This window comes from Sphingomonas sp. MS122 (assembly GCF_049532975.1).
GTDB lineage: Bacteria > Pseudomonadota > Alphaproteobacteria > Sphingomonadales > Sphingomonadaceae > Sphingomonas.
Genome location: NZ_CP186695.1, coordinates 3333157 through 3354058 on the forward strand (window position 1 = coordinate 3333157; position 20902 = coordinate 3354058).

Here is a 20902-nt window from a genome sequence, read left to right on the forward strand (position 1 = left end):
TGGCGCCGCAACCAGGAGGGCGATCATGGCAGTCTACAACGGAACGAGCGGCAATGATTGGTATGGCGGCACGGCCGGATCGGATTCGATCTATGGCTTCGGCGGGGCCGACAATCTGCTCGGCGGGGACGGCGCCGACTATATCGACGGCGGCGACGGCAACGACAATATCCTCGACTTCGACGGGCAGGGTCCCGATCTCTACGCCGATACGCTGCGCGGCGGGGGCGGCGACGACTATATCTATGGCGGCTTTCTCGACAATATCGATGGCGGCTCAGGCGTCGATCGCCTGATCCTGCGCCTCGATTACGCCAACACCGGGATCAACTTCAATTTCACCTCGCTGTGGAGCGGCGCCACCTACACGCTCGCCGGCGCGACGATCCAGGGCATGGAGAAGCTGCACTGGGCCACCGGGAGCGCCTATGGCGACATCCTGACCAGCGGGACCCCGACCGGCGAGACCTCGCAGCTCAGCGGCCTCGGCGGGAACGACCAGCTCACCGGCGGCGCGGGCACCGATTATCTCGACGCCCAGACCGCGGTCGGCCCCTATTCGACCGTCTACGATACCGCCTATGACGTGCTCTACGGCCTGGGCGGCAACGACATCCTGTCGTGCGGGATCGGCGACCATGTCGACGGCGGAACCGGAATCGACCGGCTCAATATCGACCTGATCACGAGCGGCGGCGGCGTCACGATCGACTTCACCACGCTGCTGACCAGCGGCAGCGACACGATCCTGGGCACGACGCTGGTCAGCATCGAGGACATCGGCACGGTGATGGGGACCAACGGGGCCGACACCATCTATGCCTGGGCCGATTCGACCGCGACGACGCTCTATGGCCGCGACGGCAACGACACGCTGATCACGGGCAACGGCAACGACACCCTCAACGGCGGCACCGGCGCGGACACGCTTCAGGGCGGCGCCGGCAACGACGAATATTATGTCGACAATCTGGGCGACTCGACCGTCGAAAGCGCCGGCGGCGGCATCGACGCGGTTACCACGATGATCTCGTGGACGCTGGCGAGCGATATCGAGCGGCTGACGCTCGATTATTATGCCGGCGCGATCGACGGCACCGGCAACGGCCTCGCCAACGTCCTCAACGGCAACAACTCGGCCAACGTCCTCAATGGCGCGGGCGGCGACGACACCGTGAACAGCCTGGACGGCGACGACGTGCTGATCGGCGGCGCCGGCCGGGACGACCTGATCGGCGGCAGCGGGGCCGATCGCTATGTGTTCGACGATGGCGACATGGCCGGCATCAACTGGAGCACCGCCGACCGCATCTTCGGCTTCAGCAGCGCGGCGGGCGACCGCATCGACCTGTCCGGAATCGATGCGATCGCCGGCGGGGCGGACGACGCCTTCACCTTCATCGGCACCACGGCGTTCAGCGGCGTGGCGGGCCAGCTGCGCTACGACACCGGCGGCGTGATCTATGGCGACCTCAACGGCGACGGGCTCGCCGATTTCGCGATCGGCTTCAACACCGCGGTCTCGCTGACGGGCACCGACTTCTTCCTCTGACGCGCAGCGGGAGCCGGCGCAGCCGGCTCCCGCTCGCGGGCCTCAGAGCAGCTTCTCGATGTCCGCCGCGATATCCTCGGGCTTGGTCTGCGGGGCGTAGCGGTCGACCACCTTGCCCTCGCGGTCGATCAGGAACTTGGTAAAGTTCCACTTGATCCCCTCGGTCCCGAACAGGCCGGGGGCCGCGCGTTTGAGGTGACGATAAAGCGGCGCGGCGTCGGGCCCGTTGACGTCGATCTTGCCGAACACCGGGAAGGTGACGTCATAGGTGAGCGAGCAGAAACTCGCGATCTCCGCGGCGTCGCCGGGCTCCTGTGCGCCGAACTGGTTGCAGGGAAAGCCCAGCACCTCGAAGCCGCGACCGGCATAGCGCCGGTGCAGCGCCTCGAGCCCCTCATATTGCGGGGTGAAGCCGCATTGCGAGGCGACGTTGACGATCAGCAGCACCTTGCCGGCATAGGCCGACAGGTCGATCTGCGTCCCTTCGGGCGTCGTGACGGGAATGTCGGTGAGCGCGGTCATCAGCGTGCGAACTTGCCGGCCATGCCGATGATGTCGTCGAGCGGATTGCCGTCACCATTGAGGTCGATGAGCTGGCCGAGGCCGCCAAGCCCGCCGCCGGCCGGTGCCGCGGCATCGCCGCCCCCGCCGAGGATGCTGCCGAGCAGCCCGCCGAGGCCGCCGCCCGCGCCCGCCTGGCCGCCCTGCCCGCTCTGCCTGGCGAGATAGCCCGCCACCAGCATCGCGAGGATCGGCAGCATCTTCTTGAGCAGCCCGGAATCGAGCCCGGTCTGCGCCGCGGCCTGGCCGGCGACCGTGCGGCTGACCTCCTTCGATCCGAAGATCTGGCCGAGCACGTCATTGCCCTGGTCGACCGGCGTCGGCTGCGCGCCCAGCACCGCGTCGAGCAGCTCGCCGCCGCCGAGCTGACCGAGCAGCCCGCCCAGCCCCTCGAGGCCGCCGCTGCCCTGCGCCTGCTTCTTGAAGCCGCCGAGGATCGCCGGCAGCAGCGCGTCGGCGCCCGTCCTCGCCACTTCGGGCGGCACGCCGAGATCGCGGGCCATCGATTCGATGCCGCCTGCCTGGGCGAGGATGTCGGTCAGATTCATGCGCTTTTCTCCTCAGGATCGGGAACGGACGAGGATTGGCCGTCAATCATTATAGCAGCGCAACGCCGCGCCGCGAGCCTTCCCGCGCCGGGCCGCCGTCAGCTGGAGCCCGCGCGCGCCGTTGCCGGGCGATAGGTGAAGTCGAAGCTCGGCGTCCAGGTCGCGCCCTCGTCGCTCGAATTCTCGCCGAGCTGCCGCACCGATCCGTCGGGATTGCGGCTGTAGGTCATCCGCGTCAGCGCGCGGTTCGGGGCGAAGCCGGTGCCGGTCAGCACCATCGCCTTGCCATTGAACGTGCCGCGGAACTCCGCCCAGCTTGCCGAGGAGTCGGTCCATAGCTGGCGCCATTGCTTCGCGCTCGCGACATAGGTGTTGAGGCTGCCGCCGTCATTGCCGTTGAGCGGCATCCAGTTCTCGCGCACCGCGCAACCCTTGTAGAGCTTCTCGATCCGGCTGTGCGCGACGAGCTTGTCGCTGCCGGTGGGATAGACGTCCCACTCGCCCACCCAGAAATCGAACTGCGCGAATTCGGGCGCGGTGCAGCCGGCCGACGGCGCGGTCTGTGCCGATGCGGGGATTGCCAGAAGCACCGCCGACAATCCGGTCATGCCGCGCATCCTGCCTCCCTTGGCTTCAGTCGCTCACGTCCTCCGGAGCGATGGTGCCATATACATCATCGAACGCGACCATGCCGCCGCCCATCGTCGCCGCCGTCGCCGGGAATCGGCTGTCCATCGAATTGTCGCGATTGTCGCCGAGCAGGAAGAGCCTGCCGGGCGGCACCACCACCGCGGACAGCTCGTCGCCCGGCGTCGCGCCCTCGTCGAGCACGCGATGCGCCGCCGTGGCGCCGGGCAGTTGCTCGGAGCGGATCGTGGAGGTCCTTCCGTCGATCTCGATCTTCCCGCGATCGGCCTGCGGCACCGGCGTGCCGTTGAGGATGACCAAGCCGCCGCGCATCTCGACCCGGTCGCCGGGCAGGCCGACCACGCGCTGCACCCAGAAATTATCGCCGACGAAGAACACGGCAACGTCGCCGCGCCTTAGCTCCGACGCCGGCTTGCGCCGCGCCATGACCCGCATGCCCGGACGGAGCGTCGGCGCCATGTTTTCCGATACCAGGCGCAGCTGCCTGAACGGGAAGGGCGAGCGCGGATCACCCTGGGTGAGGCCGATCGCGCCATAGACCGCCATGCCGAGCACCGCGGCGCCCGCGAGCCCGGCCCACCACTTCATTCGAGCACGCCCTCGTGCAGCCGCACCACGCGGTCCATCTTGGCCGCGAGCCGCTCGTTATGCGTCGCGATCAGCGCCGCCGCGCCTTCGCCGCGCACCAGCCGCAGGAACTCGGCGAGCACGACGTCGGCGGTCTTCTCGTCGAGATTGCCGGTGGGCTCGTCGGCGAGCACCAGCGCCGGGCGGTTGGCGAGCGCGCGCGCCACCGCGACGCGCTGCTGCTCACCGCCTGAGAGCTGGCTCGGCCGGTGCGTCAGCCGCGCGCCGAGGCCGAGCGCGGTGAGCAGCGCCTCGGACCGCTCGCGCGCCTCGGCGAAGGTCGCATCCTGGATCAGCTGGGGCAGCTCGACATTCTCGAGCGCGTTGAAGTCGGGCAGCAAATGGTGGAACTGGTAGACGAAGCCGAGCTTGTCGCGCCGCGTGACGGTGCGCTGGTGGCTTTCGAGCTTGCCGACTTCGACCCCGGCGATGCGGATCGATCCCTCGAACCCGCCCTCGAGGAGGCCGACCGCCTGGAGCAGGGTCGACTTGCCCGAGCCCGAGGGACCGAGCAGCGCGACGATCTCGCCCTGGCCGACGGTCAGGTCGATGCCGCGCAGGACATGGATCACCGCCCCGCCTTGGGTGAAGGAGCGCTTCAGTCCGCGCGTTTCGAGAACCGGCTCACTCATAGCGCAGCACCTGCACGGGATCGGTGCTCGCCGCCTTGAACGCGGGGTAGAGCGTGGCAAGGAAGCTGAACACGAGCGCCATCAGCGCGATCCCCGCGACCTCGACCGGATCGGTCTTGGCGGGCAGCTCGGTCAAATAGCGCATCGACGGGTCCCAGATCTGCTGCCCGGTGACGAAGCCGAGAAAGCCCAGCACGCCCTGGCGGAAATAGAGCAGGATGAAGCCGAGGATGAGCCCGGCGAGGATGCCGAGCGAACCGATCACGGTGCCGACGGTCACGAAGATCTTGATGAGCCCCGCTCGCGTCGCGCCCATCGTGCGCAAGATCGCAATGTCGCGGGTCTTGGCGCGCACCAGCATGATCAGCGACGAAAGGATGTTGAACACTGCGACCAGGATCAGGATCGAGAGCACGGTGAAGGTGACGAGGCGATCGACCGCCAGCGCCTCGAACAAGGTCGCGTTGAGCGTGCGCCAGTCGGTGAGCTGGCCGACGCCGGCAACCTGCTGCGCGAGCGGGCGGAGGATGTCGCCGACCTTGTCGGGGTCGTTGGTGTCGATCTCGACCATGCCGACCGTGTCGCCCATCAGCAGGAGCGTCTGCGCATCCTGCATCGGCATCACCACGAAGGCCTTGTCGTAATCGTACACGCCGACCTCGAAGATCGCGGCGACGCGGTAGGAGACGATACGCGGCACCGTGCCGAACGGGCTGGTCAGCCCCTGCGGGCTGAGCAGCGACACGCTGCTGCCCGGCGAAGCGCCGAGCGACTGCGCCAGCCGCGAGCCGATCGCGATGCACTCGCAGCCCGGGGTGAGCTGCCGGAGGTCGCCGATCAGCACGTTCCTGTTGAGCGTCGGGTTGGCGCGGATGTCGGCGACGTTCATGCCGCGCACCAGCACGCCCTCGACCCGGCCCTGGAAGCTCGCCATCAGCGGCTGCTCGATCAGCGGCGTGGCGCTGGTGACGCCGGGGGTCTTGCGCGCCTGTTCGACGATCTCGCGCCAGTCGCGCAACTGGCCGCCATAGCCCTGCACCACGGCATGGCCGTTGAGGCCGGTGATCTTGTCGAACAGCTCGGCGCGGAAGCCGTTCATCACGCTCATCACGATCACCAAAGCGGCGACTCCGAGCATCACCGCGATCAGGCTGATCGACGCGACGAGGAAGATGAACGCCTCCCCCCGCCCGGGCAGGAGGTAGCGGCGGGCGATCATCCGCTCATATCGGGAAAGCAGCATATGGCGGCGGTGTTAGGGCGTGTTCGGGAATTCGCAAAGACGCGATTTTGATGTGACGGCGCACGGGCCTGTTGCCAAATAAACACAGGATGAACGCAAAGCGCTGCGGCTGACGTCATAGCCCCGTGACAAGCGGGCAAGGCCATCCTAGCACGTCCCTACGAAGCGCAGGCAATGGCCGTGGTTCGGGGAGGCTCCTTCGCCCCGTCTTTCTCGAAAGACGCGCGGGCAGAGGTGGCCACAAGGGGGCTGACGAGGCATCGTCACGCAGGCGCCCGGGCTGGAAACGGCCCGGGCGTTTCCGCGTCTGGACCGGCGAATAGCGCGTCAATTGCCGCCCTCCACCTTTCATGCGATGATGCGGTCACATCAGGAGACCGATCAATGAGCCTGTCCATTGCCGTCGCACTGACGCTTTCGCTCAGCACGCCCCTGCTCATGGGACTGTTCGCGATCTGGCCGGAGGTGGCCAAGAGCGACCTGGCGGTGCGGGTGATGTTCGGCATCGCCTGCCTGCTGCTGCCCCTCCTGCTCGGCTCGGGGCTGCTGCTGTCCGCCGGCGGCCTCGGCTATCTCGGCCTGGTCAAGGCGGTGATCCTGCTGGCCGGGGCGTTCGCGCTGGCCGGGATCGGCTTCGGCCTGGTGCGCGGCCTGCGCAGCGGCCGCCGCGCGCACACCGCCTGATCGAACAGGTCGGGGAGGAACCGCAGGAGCCTGGTTGCGGCCCCTCCCCTGGTACCTGTCGCCCGCGCTGGCCTGTTCATGTTCAATCGCGGGGACAGATACGTCTCTTGCCGGGGCTAGAAGCTCAGCCCCACCGTCACGCCATAGGTGCGCGGGTCGCCGACATTGCCGGCGATCAGGCCGGTATTGCCCGGCGTGGTCGCGAGCACGTCGAAATACTGCTCGTCGAAGGCGTTGCGCACCCAGCCGAAGATGTTGAGCCCCTCGTCGGTGCGGAAGCCGAGGCGGAAGTTCGCCAGCGTGTAGCCGTCGATGTCGGTGTAGATTGAGCGCGAGGCGTTGGACGAGAATTTGGAGCGCGAGCTCGCATCCGCGCCGAGATAGACCTCCCCCTCCTTGCCGAAGATCTTCGCGGGGAGGTTGTACTCCGCGCCGTAGGAGAAGGCCCAGTTGGAGATGCCGGGCAGCCACTGGCCGGAGATGTCGCACACCGCCGGGCTGTTGGTCCCCGGCACGCCCGGCGCGCCGATCACCGCGCCGCTGCCGCCGCCCGACAGCTCGGGCGGGCACGGCGCGTTGGTGAACTCGACATATTCATGGTCGGTATAGGCGCCGTTGACGTAGAGATTGAGCCGCTCGCTCGGCCGGATCGAGAAGTCCGCCTCGATCCCGCGCACCCGCACCTCGCCGGCATTGGCGAGATAGCCGCGCAGCGTGGTGTTCTGGCCGTCGTTCACCAGCGCCTGGTAATCCTTGATGCTCGTCCAGAAGCCGGTGATGTTGAAGGTCGCCTTGCGGTCCCAGAACTGGGTCTTGGCGCCGATCTCGAAATGATCGACCTTCTCGGGATCGACCTGCGCGAGCTGGGTTTGCGCGACCCCGGCGACCACCGGCACGCCGTTGAGGTTGAGGCCGCCCGATTTGAAGGTGTGGGCGTAGGTCGCGTAGAGCAGTACGTCGCGTGACGGCTTGTACGAGGCGGTGAGGTCGTAGGAGACGTTCCATGCGCGATAGGCCTCGTCGCGGAACGCCTGGGGCTGGAGCGCGGCGCGCTGCTCAGCCTGGCGCGGGGTGCCGCCGGTGGCGGGGACGAGGTTGCCCTGCCCGTCGCGCACGATCGAGACGTAGCTGCCGACCTTGTCGTCGTAATTGACGCGGATGCCGGGCGAGAGGGTGATCTGGTCGGTCAGCTTCCAGTTGAGCTTGCCGAACAGGGCGCCGCTGAAATTCTTGAGGCGGATGTCGTTCTCCGCAGTCAGCCCGTCGAGCACGGTCGGGTCGTTCGACAGCGGGTTGCTCGGGTTGATCAGCCAGCGGCTCGCCGCCGGGCCTTGGCGCTGCGTGCCGGTGGTGTGGATGTCCTGGTAGAAGGCGAAGGCGCCGATCACATAGTCGAACCCGCTGCCCTCGCCGGCGAAGCGGAATTCCTGGGTGAACTGGTCCTGCCGCGTCGGATTCTGCGACAGGGTGGTGATCGGGAGCCCGGTGAAATCGCGGTCGTTGGCCGGGAGCCAGTCCCAGAAGCGCCATGCCGTCACCGAGGTCAGCGTGCCCGGGCCGACATCCCATTCGGCGCGCAGCGACACGCCGCCGAGCGTGTTGCGGGCGTTGAGGTCGGCGTCGAGGTCGGTCAGCCGGTCGAACGGATTGGTGCTCGGCGGGGCATAGCCGAGCGCCGCGGTCAGCGCCGGATATTGCCGGTTCGCCGCGCGCTGGGTCGGCCCATACTTGACGTAGATCTGCGCGCAGCATTCGGGGTTCTGGCGGCTGTAGTCGGCGCTCAGCGTCAGGTCGAGATTGTCGGTCGCACGCCACAGCAGCGCGCCGCGCAAGCCGATATTGTCCTGCTCGTTGACATAGTTGCCGGTGGCGACGTTGAACACGGTGCCGCGCCGGCTGGTCGCCGCGACGCCGATGCGCACCGCCACGTCCTCGCCCAGCGGGCCCGAGATCGACGCCTTGGCCTGCTTGAACTCGAGATTGCCGACCGACAGCTCGGCGCGGCCCTCGAAATTGAAGCTCGGCGCCTTGCTGGTGATGTTGATCGCACCGGCGACGGTGTTCTTGCCGTAGAGCGTACCCTGCGGCCCGCGCAGCGTCTCGATCTGCGCGACGTCGAGGAAGTCGAGCGTCGCGACCGCCACGCGGCTCAGATACACCTGGTCGATATAGACGCCGACGCCCTGGTCGATGCCGTCATTGGTGAGGCCGAGCGGCGCGCCGAGCCCGCGGATGTTGACCGACGAGTTGCGCGGGTTGGTCGAGTAGAATTGCAGCGTCGGCTGAAGCTGGGCGAGGCGCGCGACGTTGAAGCTTCCGGTGTTGTCGAGCTCCTTGACGCCGACCACGCTGATCGGGATCGGCACGTCCTGCACCTGCTCCTCGCGGCGGCGCGCAGTGACGACGATGTCGGCCGAGGCCGAGCTGCGCTGCACGTCCTCGGGATCGCGCTCGGTCTCGCCCGGCACGGTCGGGCGCTGGGTTTCCTGCACGGTCACGTCCGGCGGCGTCTCCTGCGCCAGCGCGGCGGGCGAAGCGCCGGCGAGCAGCAGCAATGAAAGTGTGTTCAGGCTCACTTGATGGCTCCCCTTCGTGGTGTCGGGCTAAAACTCCACTAGGTTGATAGGGTTTAGCCAGAAAGCGATTCTATTCCTATCTGACTGATGGGCTTTATATCGCGATCCGGGCACATTTCGTCGCGCTCTTGAAACCGCCGGACGGCATCCCAAATCAGCGCTGCACGGCGCCTTCGGGGCCGCGCGAAGCTGGCATCGCAGCTCAGCTGGATGCCGCAAGACGTTGTAATTGCTCATTGGAGGATTCAGACCATGCGTCAGATCGATCTCACCCCCTTCCGCCGCTCGACGATCGGCTTCGACCGGCTCTTCGACATGCTCGAAGCGACCGCGCGCCAGTCCAGCAGCGAGAATTATCCGCCCTTCAACCTCGAGCGGATCTCCGACGACCGCTACCGCATCACGATCGCCGTCGCGGGTTTCAAGCCCGACGAGATCGACATCACCGCGCAGCAGAACCTGCTGCTGGTTGCCGGCAAGAAGGCCGAGTCGCAGGACAACAACGCCGCGCAGATGCTGCATCTCGGCATCGCCAATCGCGGGTTCGAGCGTCGCTTCGAGCTGGCCGACTTCGTCCGCGTCGAGAGCGCCAACCTCAATGACGGGCTGCTCGTGATCGAGCTGGTGCGCGAAGTGCCCGAGGCGATGAAGCCCAAGAAGATCGCCATCGGCTCCGGCGGCGAGAGCGGCGACGGCGCGATCGAGCACCGCTCGGTCGCCTGAGCGACAACCCAAAGGCGGCGCGACCTACCCCCTTGCGCGCTGCCCCTGAGGGCGTCCGGACGGGAGTCCGGGCGCCCTTTTGCTTGAGGATGGACCATCGCTTGCCCTGCGCCACTGCGTGAGGCATCCATCGCGGGGCCGGATCGGCGGCAAGGCGAGGCAAGGGTTTCCAGAAGAATGTCCTCCGCAAGCTACCGCTTCGAAGGCTTCCACCTCGATCCCGCCAATCGCCGCCTGACGCGGGACGGCGAAGCGATCGAGCTCAACGCACGCTATCTCGATGCCCTGACCCTGCTCGTCCGCGAGCCCGGCCAACTCGTGTCCAAGGACAGCTTCATGGCCGAGGTGTGGCGTGGCGTGCCCGTCACCGACGAGGCGCTGACGCAATGCATCCGCACGCTGCGTCGCCAATTGGGCGACGATGCCGCGAGCCCGCGCTTCATCGAGACGGTGCCCAAGCATGGCTATCGCTTCATCGCCGCGGTCGAGGGCGACGCGGTGCCCGCGCCCCCTCCTCCCCCCGCTCCGGATGCACGATTCAGCCGCCGCGACGATGCTGCGCTCACCGCCGGGTTCGGCATCGTCGGCGGCAGCATCGCGGGGACGATCGGCGGGCTGATCTACGGCTTTGCCGGCGCGTCCCAGCCGCTCCAGGCCAGCATGGGCGCGGCATCGGTGATGCTCGTGCTGCTGTGCGTCACCATCCTGATCGGCACGATCGGCGCGGCCGCGGTGAGCATCGGCATCGCGGCGGCCAATCTGCTGTCCGCGCGGCCCTGGCGGTGGAGCATGGTGGGCGGCGCGGCCGGCGGCCTAGTCATCGGCGCGATCGGCAAGCTGGTCGGGCTCGACGCCTTCACCCTGCTGCTGGGCCAGTCGCCCGGCGACATTACGGGCGCGGCCGAAGGCACGCTGCTCGGCGGCGGAGTCGGCCTCGGCGCCTGGCTCGCGCATCGCGTGCCAGCGCCCTCGCCGCGCCGCGGCCTCGCGCTGGGCGCGCTCGCGGGCGGTGCGGCGGGGCTGGCGGCGTCGTTGCTGGGCGGCCGGCTGCTCGCGGGAAGCCTGGCGCTGCTCGCCATGCACTTCCCCAATTCGCGCCTGCGCCTCGACCAGATCGGCGCGCTGTTCGGCGAGGGCAGCTTCGGGCCGGTCAGCCACGCGATCACCGCCGCGTTCGAAGGCGCGCTGTTCGGCGGCTGCATGGTCGCGGCGATGATCCTCGCGCGGCGGGAGCGCGGCGACGGCGGGAACAGCTAGCCCTGCCTTTTCCGCCGTCATGCTGAACTTGTTTTCAGCATCCATTTCCCCACAGGCGGCTGAGCCGCTTGGGGCACGATGGACCCTGAAACAAGTTCAGGGCGACGGAAAAGGATGGAGAGGAAGCCTCAGACCAGCCGCGACTGGCGCACCGCCGCCTCGATGAAGCTCGCGAACAGCGGGTGCGGGTCGAACGGCTTGGACTTGAGCTCCGGGTGGAACTGCACGCCGACGAACCAGGGATGGTCGGGCCGCTCGACGATCTCGGGCAGCATCCCGTCGGGCGACATGCCCGAGAAGACGAGGCCGCCCTGCTCCAGCGCATCGCGATAGCCGGTGTTCACCTCGTAGCGGTGGCGGTGGCGCTCGCTGATCTCGTCCGCGCCGTAGATCGACGCGACCACCGAATTGCCGGTAAGTTTCGCCGGATAGGCGCCGAGCCGCATCGTCCCGCCGAGGTCGCCGCCTTCCTCGCGCTTCTCGATCCCCGCCGCGCTCATCCATTCGGTGATGATGCCGACCACCGGCTCGAGCGTCGGCCCGAACTCGGTCGAGGAGGCATTCTCGATCCCGGCGAGGTTCCGCGCGCCCTCGACGCAAGCCATCTGCATGCCGAAGCAGATGCCGAAATAGGGCACGTTGCGCTCGCGCGCGAAGCGCACGCTGGCGATCTTGCCCTCGGCGCCGCGCGATCCGAACGCGCCGGGCACCAGGATCGCGTGGCACGGCTCCAGGCTCGCCGCGACCTCGGCATCGTCGCCCTCGAACAACTCGGCGTCGATCCAGCGGATATTGACCTTCACCTTGTTGGCGATGCCGCCATGGACCAGCGCCTCGTTGAGCGACTTGTACGCGTCCGGCAGGCCGACATATTTGCCGACCACGCCCACCGTGACCTCGCCCTCGGGGTTGAACAGGCGGTCGGTGATCTCGGTCCAGCGCGACAGGTTCGGCTCTTCGCCCGGCTCGATCCCGAAGGCGCGCAGCACTTCGCCGTCGAGCCCCTCGGCATGGTATTGCAGCGGCACCGCATAGATGCTCGGCGCGTCGAGCGCAGGGATGACGGCGCTCGCAGGGACGTTGCAGAATTGCGCGATCTTGGCGCGCTCGCCCGCGGGCAGCGGCTTCTCGCAGCGGCACACCAGCACGTCGGGCTGCACGCCGAGCGAGGCGAGCTCGCGCACGCTGTGTTGGGTGGGCTTGGTCTTGAGCTCCCCGGCCGCGGCGATGTACGGCACCAGCGTCACATGCACGCTGATCGAACGGCCGCGGCCGAGCTCGTTGCGCAGCTGGCGGATCGCTTCGATGAAGGGCAGCGATTCGATGTCGCCGACGGTGCCGCCGATCTCGCACAGCACGAAATCGAGATCCTCGGTCTCCGCCTGGGCGAAGTCCTTGATCGCGTCGGTGACGTGCGGGATCACCTGCACCGTCGCGCCGAGATAGTCGCCGCGCCGCTCGCGCTCGATGATCGTCTTGTAGATCCGGCCCGAGGTGACGTTGTCCGACTGGCGCGAGGCGACGCCGGTGAAGCGCTCGTAATGACCGAGATCGAGGTCGGTTTCCGCCCCGTCGTCGGTCACATAGACCTCGCCGTGCTGATACGGGCTCATCGTGCCCGGATCGACGTTGAGATAGGGATCGAACTTCCGGATGCGGACCTTATAGCCGCGCGCCTGGAGGAGCGCCGCGAGGCTCGCCGCCATCAGGCCTTTCCCAAGCGAGGAGACCACGCCGCCGGTGATGAAGATATACCGCGTCATGGGAATCACCGCCTACCCTCTAAGCACGAGTTGGGGCAAGCGCCCGACTCCGGGCGCTGCCGAAAAAAGTTGTTCGAAAGCCGCTTAGTTCGCGAGCGGAACGGCGCTGTTGTCGGCCGGGGCGGCGGGCACAGCGGTCGGCTGCGTCGCCGGGGCGGGACCGCCGGTGACCGGGCCCGGCGCCGTCTGGGCCGGCTGAGTCACCCGGCTGGTGTCGATCGTGTCGGCCCCGCGAGTCGCCGCCAGCACCGCGAGAACGATGCTCATCGCGACGAACAGCCCCGCCAGGATCGCGGTCGCGCGAGTCAGGAAGTTCGCCGCGCCGCGGGCCGACATCAGGCCCGACGGGCTGCCGCCCGTGGTCAGGCCGCCGCCTTCGGACTTCTGCATCAGGATCACCGTCACCAGCAGCGCGGCGATGATGGCATGGACGACGAGGAGGAAGGTGAACAGCATGTCGGTCTTTCGCGGGAAAGCGGCGACATAGGGGAGGTAGTCCCCATGATCAACTGCCCAAAGCCGACAGCGAACGTCACATATCCGGAACATTTCGGCGCAGCACTGAAACCGGTTCGCGACCGAGGCGTTAATGTCGCTGAAAGCCTCGCTTCTTGCGGGCCTGTAACTAAAAACGAGTGAGCCGCGATGAACGCCATGAGCGACCAGTCGCTATATTCCTGGAAGAACACGCTGATCGACTATGTGCGGTCGGGCGAGCCGGACCTCACCAACCGCCAGATGGCGCTGATGCTGCTCGTCTATCTCGATGCCGGCCCGCATACGGTGCGCGGCCTCGCCCGCGCGCTCAACGTCTCCAAGCCCGTGGTCACGCGCGCCTTGAACAGGTTGGGCGCCCTCGGCTATCTGCGCCGCCAGCGCGACGAGACCGACAAGCGGAACATCTTCGTCGCACGGACACCGGAAGGGGCGGACTTTCTTGCAGAATTCGGGCATTTCGTCAGCGGCGACAACGGGGCCGGACAAGCCGTCAGGCGCAGCGCGTAACCGATTCGCGCTGACCGGCCGTTCGGTCCGGATCGACCCGCGTACCGACGCTGCCCGCCGCGACCTCGCCGACGTCCGCCTCGCCGACCGCGTCTTCGCACCGCATTATGCCGCGCCCGTCGCCTATGTCGTGGCGGCCGCCACCTCACTGCGCGCCGCCAAGGACGCAGATGCCGAAGCCCTCACCGAGCTTGCCGCCGGCGACGTGTTCGAGGTGCTCGAGCTGTCCGCCGGCACGGCATGGGGCCGCGCGCCCGGCGCCGGGCTGGTCGGCTATGTCGACGCCGCCAAGCTGAAGGCCGCCGCATGAAGGTCAGCGTGTTCATCGACGGTGCCGCGGGCACCACCGGCCTCGAGATCGGCGAGCGGCTCGCCACGCGCAGCGAGATCGAGCTGATCACGCTCGCCGATGCCGACCGCAAGGATCCGGCGAAGCGTTCCGAGGCGCTCAACGCCGCCGACTTCGTCGTCCTCTGCCTGCCCGACGACGCCGCGCGCGAGGCGGTCGAGCTCGTCACCAACGAGCGCACGCGGATCATCGACGCCTCGACCGCGCATCGCGTCGCCGAGGGCTGGACCTATGGCTTTGCCGAGCTCGAGCCCGCCCAGACCGCGGCGATCGCCGAGGCGCGCTACGTCAGCAACCCCGGTTGCTGGCCCACCGGCTTCCTCGCGCTGGTGCGCCCGCTGGTCCGGGCCGGCCTGATCCCGCCCGACTGGGTGCTCACCACCGGCGGCGCCTCGGGCTATTCGGGCGGGGGCAAGTCGATGATCGCCGAGTTCGAGGACGGCAGCGAGACCACCGGCTTCCGCGCCTATGGCTTGGGGCTCGAGCACAAGCATCTGCCCGAGATGCAGAAGCATGCGCGCATCGATCACGCCCCGATCTTCCAGCCCGCGGTCGCGCGCGTCTATCGCGGCATGCTGATCGAGGTGCCGCTGCCGCTCCAGGCGCTGCCGCGCCGGCCCTCGCCCGCACAGATCGAGGCGGCGCTGGCCGACGCTTATGCCGATTCGCCGGTCGTGCGCGTGCTGCCCGCCGAGGATATCGCGCTGGTCCGGATCGAGGACGATGCCGGGACCGACCGGCTGACCATCCGCGTGTTCGGCAATGCCGAGCGCGGTCAGGCGCGGCTCGTCGCCACCTTCGACAATCTCGGCAAGGGCGCGGGCGGCGCCGCGGTGCAGAATCTCAACATCATGGCGGGGTTCGACCAGACCGCGGGGCTGGTGCTTTAGCGTGGAATAGGTATGCGCGCTTCGCATCGCGCGCATCCGCTGCTAGGGGGAGCCCGCAAGACATTGGGAGGATCGATGCGACAGCCATTCGGCAAGCTGCTGCTCTTCGGAGCCACCGGGGATCTCTCGCAGCGCATGCTGATTCCGTCGCTCTACGGCCTCCATGCGGACGGCTTGCTGCCCGACGGCCTGACGATCACGGGCACCGCACGGTCAACGCTGTCAGACGCCGAGTTCCGCGATTTCGCCGCCAAGGCGCTCGACACGCACCTGCCCGAGGATCGCAAGGACAAGGGCGCGATCGCCGCGTTCCTCGACCGGCTGCAGTATCAGGCGCTCGATGCCGCCGACATCGACGGCTACTCGGCGCTCGCCGAGAAGCTCGGCGACATCTCGAACGGGCTCGCCATCTTCCTGTCGACCGCTCCCAAATTCTTCGAGCCGACGATCAAGGGCCTCGCCGCCGCGGGCCTTGCCGGGGGCAATGTCCGCATCGGACTCGAAAAGCCGCTCGGCACGGATCTCCAGTCCAGCCGCGAGATCAACGACGCCGTGGCCTCGGTCTTCCCCGAGGATCGCACCTTCCGCATCGACCATTATCTCGGCAAGGAGACGGTGCAGAACATTCTCGCGCTGCGCTTCGGCAACTCGCTGTTCGAGCCGATCTGGAATGCCGCGGGGATCGATCACGTCCAGATCACCGTCTCCGAGACGGTCGGGCTCGAGGGCCGCGCGGGCTATTATGACGAGGTCGGCGCGCTGCGCGACATGGTGCAGAACCATATCCTGCAGCTGCTCGCGCTGATCGCGATGGAGCCCCCGGCCCGCTTCGACGGCACCTCGATCCGCGACGAGAAGGTCAAGGTGCTGCGCTCGCTGCGCAAGATCGCGGGGCACGAAGCCGCCAACCTCACCGTCACCGGGCAATATACCGGTGGCGCCTCGACCGGGAAGATCGTCGCCGGCTATGCCGAGGAGTTGGAGAAGGCCTCACGCACCGAGACCTTCGTCGCGATCAAGGCGCATGTCGACAATTGGCGCTGGCAGGGCGTGCCCTTCTACCTGCGCACCGGCAAGCGCATGACCGAGCGGCGCTCCGAGATCGTCGTCCAGTTCAAGCCCGTGCCCCACTCGATCTTCGCCGAGCGCGGCGGGGTGCTTCAGTCCAACACCCTCATCATCCGTATCCAGCCCGAGGAATATGTCCGCCTGCTGGTGATGGCCAAGGAACCCGGCCTCGACCGCGAGGGGCTTAGGCTGCGCGAGGTGCCGCTGAACCTCAGCCTCGAGCACGAGTTCGCCGGCACGCGCCGCCGCATCGCGTACGAGCGGCTGCTGCTGGACTTGCTCGAGGGCGATCCTACCTTGTTCGTGCGCCGCGACGAGGTGGAGGCGCAATGGGCCTGGATCGACGCGATCCGCGCCGGCTGGGACCAGGCCGACGTCAAGCCCAAGCCCTATGCCGCCGGCACCTGGGGCCCCTCCGCCGCCATCGCGCTGACCGAACGCGATGGGGTAACCTGGAACGAGTGACCTCGTTCAAACACTGAAGTTTCCCACTGGAGTTGTTCAAAATGGCCGAAGAAATCGAATGGTGGGAATATGAGGAAGCCGACGAGTGGAGCGATGCGCTGGCCGGCGACATCGGCTTCATCATCGAGAGCGCGATCGACGCCCGCGGCGGCGCGGTGATCGCACTGGCGGGCGGGCGTACCCCCGCCCCGGCCTATGAGAAGCTCGCCGCCGCCAAGATCGACTGGAAGCGCGTGACGATCGTCCCGACCGACGACCGCATCGTCCCGCTCGGCGACGCGATGTCCAACGTCACCGGGCTCGGCAAGGCGTTCATTCCCAAGGGTGCGCGCGTCATCCCCCTCGTCAGCGAGAAGGCGGAGGACTACAAGGCCGTGGGTCGCGCCGCCGATGCGCGCCTCGCCGATTTCCACTGGCCGCTCGACCTGGTCCTGCTCGGCATGGGCGCGGACGGCCACACCGCCTCGATCTTCCCCGGCCCCGATCTCGACGAGGCGCTCAACGGTCCCAAGGAGCGCCGCGCGCTCGGCGTGATGCCCGATCCGCTGCCGCCCGAGGCCCCGGTCGCGCGCGTCACGCTCTCTGGCGCAGCGATCGCCAACGCCAAGTCGCTGATGGTCGCGATTACCGGCGCCGAGAAGCGCAAGGTGCTCGAAGCGGCAATCAAACAGGGCGCGTCCTCGCCCTATCCGATCGGCCGCGTGCTCGCCGAGACCGAGCTGCCGGTCGATATTCACTGGCTGGAGTAATAGCCGTGACCAACCTCCATCCCGAAGTCGCCGCGGTCACCGATCGCATCATCACCCGCTCGAAGAAGCGCCGCGACGCCTACAGCGCCCTGATGGCCGCCCAGCGCGAAGCCGGCAGCAGCACGCGCGGGCGGCTCGGCTGCGCCAACCTCGCCCATGCCTATGCCGGCACCGACGAGCAGCGCGATGCGATGAAGCCGGCCAACCGGATGAACATCGGCATCGTCACCGCGTACAACGACATGCTGTCGGCGCACGCGCCCTATTACCGCTACCCCGAGCAGATGAAGATCTGGGCGCTCGAGGCCGGTGCCACCGCGCAGGTTGCGGGCGGCGTCCCCGCGATGTGCGACGGCGTGACCCAGGGCTATGCCGGGATGGAGCTGTCGCTGTTCAGCCGCGATACGATCGCGCTGTCGACCGCGGTGGCGCTCAGCCACAACACCTTCGAGGGCGCCGCGCTGCTCGGCATCTGCGACAAGATCGTCCCCGGTCTGCTGATGGGCGCGCTGCGCTTCGGCCATCTGCCGATGGTGCTGATCCCGGGCGGCGCGATGCGCACCGGCATCGCCAACAAGGAGAAGGCGCGCGTCCGCGAGCTCTATGCCGAAGGCAAGGCGAGCCGCGAGGAGCTGCTCGAATCCGAGATCGCCGCCTATCACGGGAAGGGCACCTGCACCTTCTATGGCACCGCAAACTCGAACCAGATGATGGTCGAGGCGATGGGTCTGCACATGCCCGGCGCGGCCTTCGCCAATCCGCAGACCAAGCTTCGCCAGGAGCTGACCCGGGCGGCGGTGCAGCGGCTTCCCGAGATCGGCTGGGACGGCAACGACTATCGCCCGATCGGCGAGATCGTCGACGAGCGCGCGATCGTCAACGCGGCGGTGGTGCTGCTCGCCACCGGCGGCTCGACCAACCACCTGATCCACCTCCCCGCGATCGCACGCTGCGCCGGGGTGCTGATCGACTGGGAGGATTTCGACCGCCTGTCGCGCGTCGTGCCCTTGCTCGCGCGCGTCTATCCCAACGGCTCGGCCGACGTGAACGGGTTCGAGGATGCCGGCGGCCCGACCTTCGTGATCCGCGAGCTCTTGAAGGGCGGCATCCTCCACGGCGACACGCTGACCGTCGCGGGCGAGAGCCTCGCCGACTATGTGAAGCGCCCGGTGCTGGAGGACGACAAGCTCGTCTGGGTCGACCACCCCGAGCAGAGCGGCGACGACACCATCCTGCGCACGATCGACGCGCCTTTCTCGCCCGAGGGCGGCTTCCGCATCCTCTCGGGCAATCTCGGCCGCGCCTGCATCAAGGTCAGCGCGGTCGAGCGCGACCGCTGGACGATCGAGGCGCCGTGCCGCGTGTTCAGCGACCAGCAGCAGGTGCAGGACGCGTTCAAGGCCGGGGAGCTCGACCGCGACGTGGTCGTGGTGGTCCGCTTCCAGGGCCCGCGCGCCAACGGCATGCCCGAGCTGCACAAGCTCACCCCGCCGCTCGGCGTGCTCCAGAACAAGGGGCATCGCGTCGCCCTGGTCACTGACGGCCGCATGTCGGGCGCGTCGGGCAAGGTTCCCGCGGCGATCCACCTCTCGCCCGAGGCGATCGGCGGCGGCCCGATCGGCAAGCTGCGCGACGGCGATATCGTCCGCCTCTGCGCCGAGGAAGGCATCCTGCAGGCGCTGGTCGATCCCGCCGAATGGGACGCGCGCGAGCTGGCCGCCGCACCGCCGCCCGTAACGGGCCTTGGCCGCGAGCTGTTCGCGATGATGCGCGCCGGCGCGAGCGAGGCCGAGGCCGGCGGCTCGGCGATGCTCGCCGCGGCGGAGCTTTGATGCGGTCGGCCGCTATGACACTAAACACCGTCATCCCCGCGAAGTCGGGGATCCATTCTGGCCGCCTTCGCGAAGGCACCTCGGCGTCACGGCGAATGGATTCCCGCCTTCGCGGGAATGACGAATTCAATTGAGGGGAACCAGAGTGGAAGTCGTCGCGGTCGATATCGGCGGAACGCATGCGCGCTTCGCCATCGCCGAAGTCGAGGGCGGCCGCGTCGTCTCGATCGGCGAGCCGGTCACCCAGAAGACCGCCGAGCATGGCAGCTTCCAGCTCGCCTGGCAGGCTTCAGCGCGCGAATTCGGGCGCGACATGCCGCGCGCCGCGGCGATCGCCATCGCCTCGCCGATCAACGACGAGCTGATCAAGCTCACCAACAATCCGTGGATCATCCGCCCGCCGCTGATCAAGGAGCGGCTCGAGGTCGACAGCTATTCGCTGATCAACGATTTCGGCGCGGTCGGCCATGCCGTGGCCCAGCTCCCCTCGGAGCATTTCCTGCACCTTTGCGGCCCCGACCAGCCCTTCGCCGAGAAGGGCGCGATCACCGTCTGCGGCCCCGGCACCGGGCTCGGCGTCGCCCAGGTCTTCCGCACCGGCGCGCTCAGCTACCACGTCATCTCGACCGAGGGCGGGCATATGGACTTCGCCCCGCTCGACGGGATCGAGGACGCGATCGTCAAGCGGCTGCGCACGACCTATACCCGCGTCTCGGCCGAGCGGATCTGCGCCGGCCCCGGCATCGTTCCGATCTACGAGACGCTCGCCCAGCTAGAGGGCAAGCCGGTCAAGAGCCGCAACGACAAGGAAATCTGGAGCCTCGCGCTGGAGGGGCAGGACAGCCTCGCCGCCGCCGCCCTCGACCGCTTCTGCTTGAGCCTCGGCGCGGTCGCGGGCGACCTCGCGCTCGCGCACGGCCCGACCGGCGTGGTCATCGCCGGGGGCCTCGGCCTGCGGCTCAAGGACCATCTCCTCGCCTCGGGCTTCGGCCAGCGCTTCATCGCCAAGGGGCGGTTCCAGGCGCTGATGTCGTCGATCCCAGTCAAGCTCATCACCCACCCCCAGCCCGGCCTCTACGGCGCCGCGGCGGCCTACGCCCAGGAGCATACGCAGTGACCATCGAAGCCATCATGCGCACCAGCGCGGTCATCCCCGTGCTGGTGATCGAGGACGCCGCCACTGCCCGCCCGCTCGCGCAGGCGCTGGTCAAGGGCGGCCTCAAGGTGCTCGAGGTGACGATGCGCACCGCCGCAGCGCTCGACGCGATCCGCGAGATGAAGCAGGTCGAGGGCGCGATCATCGGCGCTGGCACCGTGGTCAGCACCGAGCAGTTCGCGCAGGTGATGGACGCGGGCGCCGAGTTCATCGTCTCCCCGGGCCTGACCGAGCGGCTCGGCGAGGTGATCGTGCAGAGCGGCGTTCCCTTCCTCCCCGGCGTGGCCAATGCCGGCGACATCATGCGCGGCTATGACCTGGGCCTGCGCCATTTCAAGTTCTTCCCGGCCGAGACCAGCGGCGGCCTCAAGTCGCTCAAGGCGCTCGCCGCGCCCTTCTACGAGGCGAAGTTCTGCCCCACCGGCGGCATCACCCCCGCCACCGCCCCCGAGTGGCTCGGCTTCGACCCGGTCCTCTGCGTCGGCGGCAGCTGGGTCACGCCCAAGGGCGCGGGCTATGAGGAAGTCGAGCAACTGGCGCGCGACGCGGCGGGGCTGGCGCGCTGATGATCCGG

General features: G+C 68.2%; 21 protein-coding genes. 12 read left to right on the top strand and 9 right to left on the bottom strand.

Annotated elements, in window-relative coordinates; genetic code table 11:
* Positions 1-25 precede the first annotated feature (25 nt).
* Positions 26-1552, top strand: a complete 1527-nt coding sequence (locus ACO227_RS16265) for a calcium-binding protein (RefSeq protein WP_423603137.1) — start codon at positions 26-28, stop codon at positions 1550-1552.
* A gap of 42 nt (positions 1553-1594) precedes the next feature.
* Here ACO227_RS16265 and ACO227_RS16270 read toward each other — a convergent pair whose 3' ends face one another.
* From ACO227_RS16270 to ACO227_RS16295, 6 genes are all read right to left on the bottom strand, one after another.
* Entirely contained in the window at positions 1595-2074 is a 480-nt protein-coding gene (locus ACO227_RS16270; RefSeq protein WP_423603139.1) for a glutathione peroxidase, read from the bottom strand.
* Positions 2074-2661, bottom strand: a complete 588-nt coding sequence (locus ACO227_RS16275; protein WP_423603141.1) for a DUF937 domain-containing protein — start codon at positions 2659-2661, stop codon at positions 2074-2076. The genes ACO227_RS16270 and ACO227_RS16275 overlap by 1 nt, the downstream gene beginning before the upstream one ends.
* 98 nt (positions 2662-2759) lie before the next feature.
* The gene (locus ACO227_RS16280; protein ID WP_423603142.1) at positions 2760-3269 is read right to left on the bottom strand and encodes a hypothetical protein; all 510 of its coding nucleotides are present in this window, start codon (positions 3267-3269) and stop codon (positions 2760-2762) included.
* Positions 3270-3294: 25 nt separating this feature from the next.
* Entirely contained in the window at positions 3295-3897 is a 603-nt protein-coding gene (gene lepB, locus ACO227_RS16285; RefSeq protein WP_423603144.1) for a signal peptidase I, read from the bottom strand.
* A complete protein-coding gene (locus ACO227_RS16290) occupies positions 3894-4568 on the bottom strand; it encodes an ABC transporter ATP-binding protein (RefSeq protein WP_423603146.1) in 675 nt (224 codons plus the stop codon). The genes lepB and ACO227_RS16290 overlap by 4 nt, the downstream gene beginning before the upstream one ends.
* Positions 4561-5811 carry a lipoprotein-releasing ABC transporter permease subunit gene (locus ACO227_RS16295; protein WP_423603147.1) on the bottom strand — a complete coding sequence of 417 codons (1251 nt, stop codon included), beginning with the start codon at positions 5809-5811 and terminating at the stop codon, positions 4561-4563. Before ACO227_RS16295 ends, ACO227_RS16290 begins: the two co-directional genes overlap by 8 nt.
* 384 nt (positions 5812-6195) lie before the next feature.
* Between ACO227_RS16295 and ACO227_RS16300 the strand changes: the two genes are divergently transcribed.
* Positions 6196-6495 carry a hypothetical protein gene (locus ACO227_RS16300; protein ID WP_423603149.1) on the top strand — a complete coding sequence of 100 codons (300 nt, stop codon included), beginning with the start codon at positions 6196-6198 and terminating at the stop codon, positions 6493-6495.
* A 116-nt stretch (positions 6496-6611) separates the two neighbouring features.
* Here the strand turns inward: ACO227_RS16300 and ACO227_RS16305 are convergent, their stop codons facing one another.
* The gene (locus ACO227_RS16305) at positions 6612-9071 is read right to left on the bottom strand and encodes a TonB-dependent receptor (protein WP_423603151.1); all 2460 of its coding nucleotides are present in this window, start codon (positions 9069-9071) and stop codon (positions 6612-6614) included.
* Between the two features lie 252 nt (positions 9072-9323).
* Between ACO227_RS16305 and ACO227_RS16310 the strand changes: the two genes are divergently transcribed.
* Both ACO227_RS16310 and ACO227_RS16315 read left to right on the top strand, forming a co-directional pair.
* Positions 9324-9794 (top strand): Hsp20 family protein, encoded by a 471-nt coding sequence (locus tag ACO227_RS16310; protein ID WP_423603153.1) that lies wholly within the window; start codon positions 9324-9326, stop codon positions 9792-9794.
* Positions 9795-9971: 177 nt separating this feature from the next.
* Complete coding sequence (locus tag ACO227_RS16315) at positions 9972-11051, top strand: winged helix-turn-helix domain-containing protein (RefSeq protein WP_423603154.1); 1080 nt, start codon at positions 9972-9974, stop codon at positions 11049-11051.
* A gap of 128 nt (positions 11052-11179) precedes the next feature.
* On the opposite strand, the gene ACO227_RS16320 is transcribed toward ACO227_RS16315, so the two are convergent.
* Positions 11180-12814, bottom strand: coding sequence for a CTP synthase (locus ACO227_RS16320; RefSeq protein WP_423603156.1), 1635 nt, complete (start codon positions 12812-12814; stop codon positions 11180-11182).
* An 84-nt stretch (positions 12815-12898) separates the two neighbouring features.
* The gene (gene secG / locus ACO227_RS16325; protein WP_423607384.1) at positions 12899-13267 is read right to left on the bottom strand and encodes a preprotein translocase subunit SecG; all 369 of its coding nucleotides are present in this window, start codon (positions 13265-13267) and stop codon (positions 12899-12901) included.
* 201 nt (positions 13268-13468) lie between these two features.
* Here secG and ACO227_RS16330 point away from each other — a divergent pair, with 201 nt between their 5' ends.
* The 8 genes from ACO227_RS16330 (at position 13469) to eda (ending at position 20894) form a co-directional block, all read left to right on the top strand.
* Positions 13469-13819, top strand: a complete 351-nt coding sequence (locus ACO227_RS16330) for a MarR family transcriptional regulator (protein ID WP_423607385.1) — start codon at positions 13469-13471, stop codon at positions 13817-13819.
* Entirely contained in the window at positions 13752-14129 is a 378-nt protein-coding gene (locus ACO227_RS16335; protein WP_423603158.1) for an SH3 domain-containing protein, read from the top strand. The genes ACO227_RS16330 and ACO227_RS16335 overlap by 68 nt, the downstream gene beginning before the upstream one ends.
* The gene (argC, locus tag ACO227_RS16340; RefSeq protein WP_423603159.1) at positions 14126-15058 is read left to right on the top strand and encodes an N-acetyl-gamma-glutamyl-phosphate reductase; all 933 of its coding nucleotides are present in this window, start codon (positions 14126-14128) and stop codon (positions 15056-15058) included. Before ACO227_RS16335 ends, argC begins: the two co-directional genes overlap by 4 nt.
* Positions 15059-15133: 75 nt before the next feature.
* A complete protein-coding gene (gene zwf / locus ACO227_RS16345; protein WP_423603160.1) occupies positions 15134-16591 on the top strand; it encodes a glucose-6-phosphate dehydrogenase in 1458 nt (485 codons plus the stop codon).
* A 41-nt stretch (positions 16592-16632) separates the two neighbouring features.
* The gene (gene pgl / locus ACO227_RS16350; protein ID WP_423603161.1) at positions 16633-17340 is read left to right on the top strand and encodes a 6-phosphogluconolactonase; all 708 of its coding nucleotides are present in this window, start codon (positions 16633-16635) and stop codon (positions 17338-17340) included.
* Between the two features lie 5 nt (positions 17341-17345).
* Positions 17346-19172, top strand: coding sequence for a phosphogluconate dehydratase (gene edd / locus ACO227_RS16355; protein WP_423603163.1), 1827 nt, complete (start codon positions 17346-17348; stop codon positions 19170-19172).
* Between the two features lie 145 nt (positions 19173-19317).
* The gene (gene glk / locus ACO227_RS16360) at positions 19318-20289 is read left to right on the top strand and encodes a glucokinase (RefSeq protein ID WP_423603164.1); all 972 of its coding nucleotides are present in this window, start codon (positions 19318-19320) and stop codon (positions 20287-20289) included.
* Positions 20290-20303: 14 nt separating this feature from the next.
* Complete coding sequence (eda, locus tag ACO227_RS16365) at positions 20304-20894, top strand: bifunctional 4-hydroxy-2-oxoglutarate aldolase/2-dehydro-3-deoxy-phosphogluconate aldolase (protein ID WP_423607386.1); 591 nt, start codon at positions 20304-20306, stop codon at positions 20892-20894.
* The last annotated feature ends 8 nt before the right edge of the window (positions 20895-20902 follow it).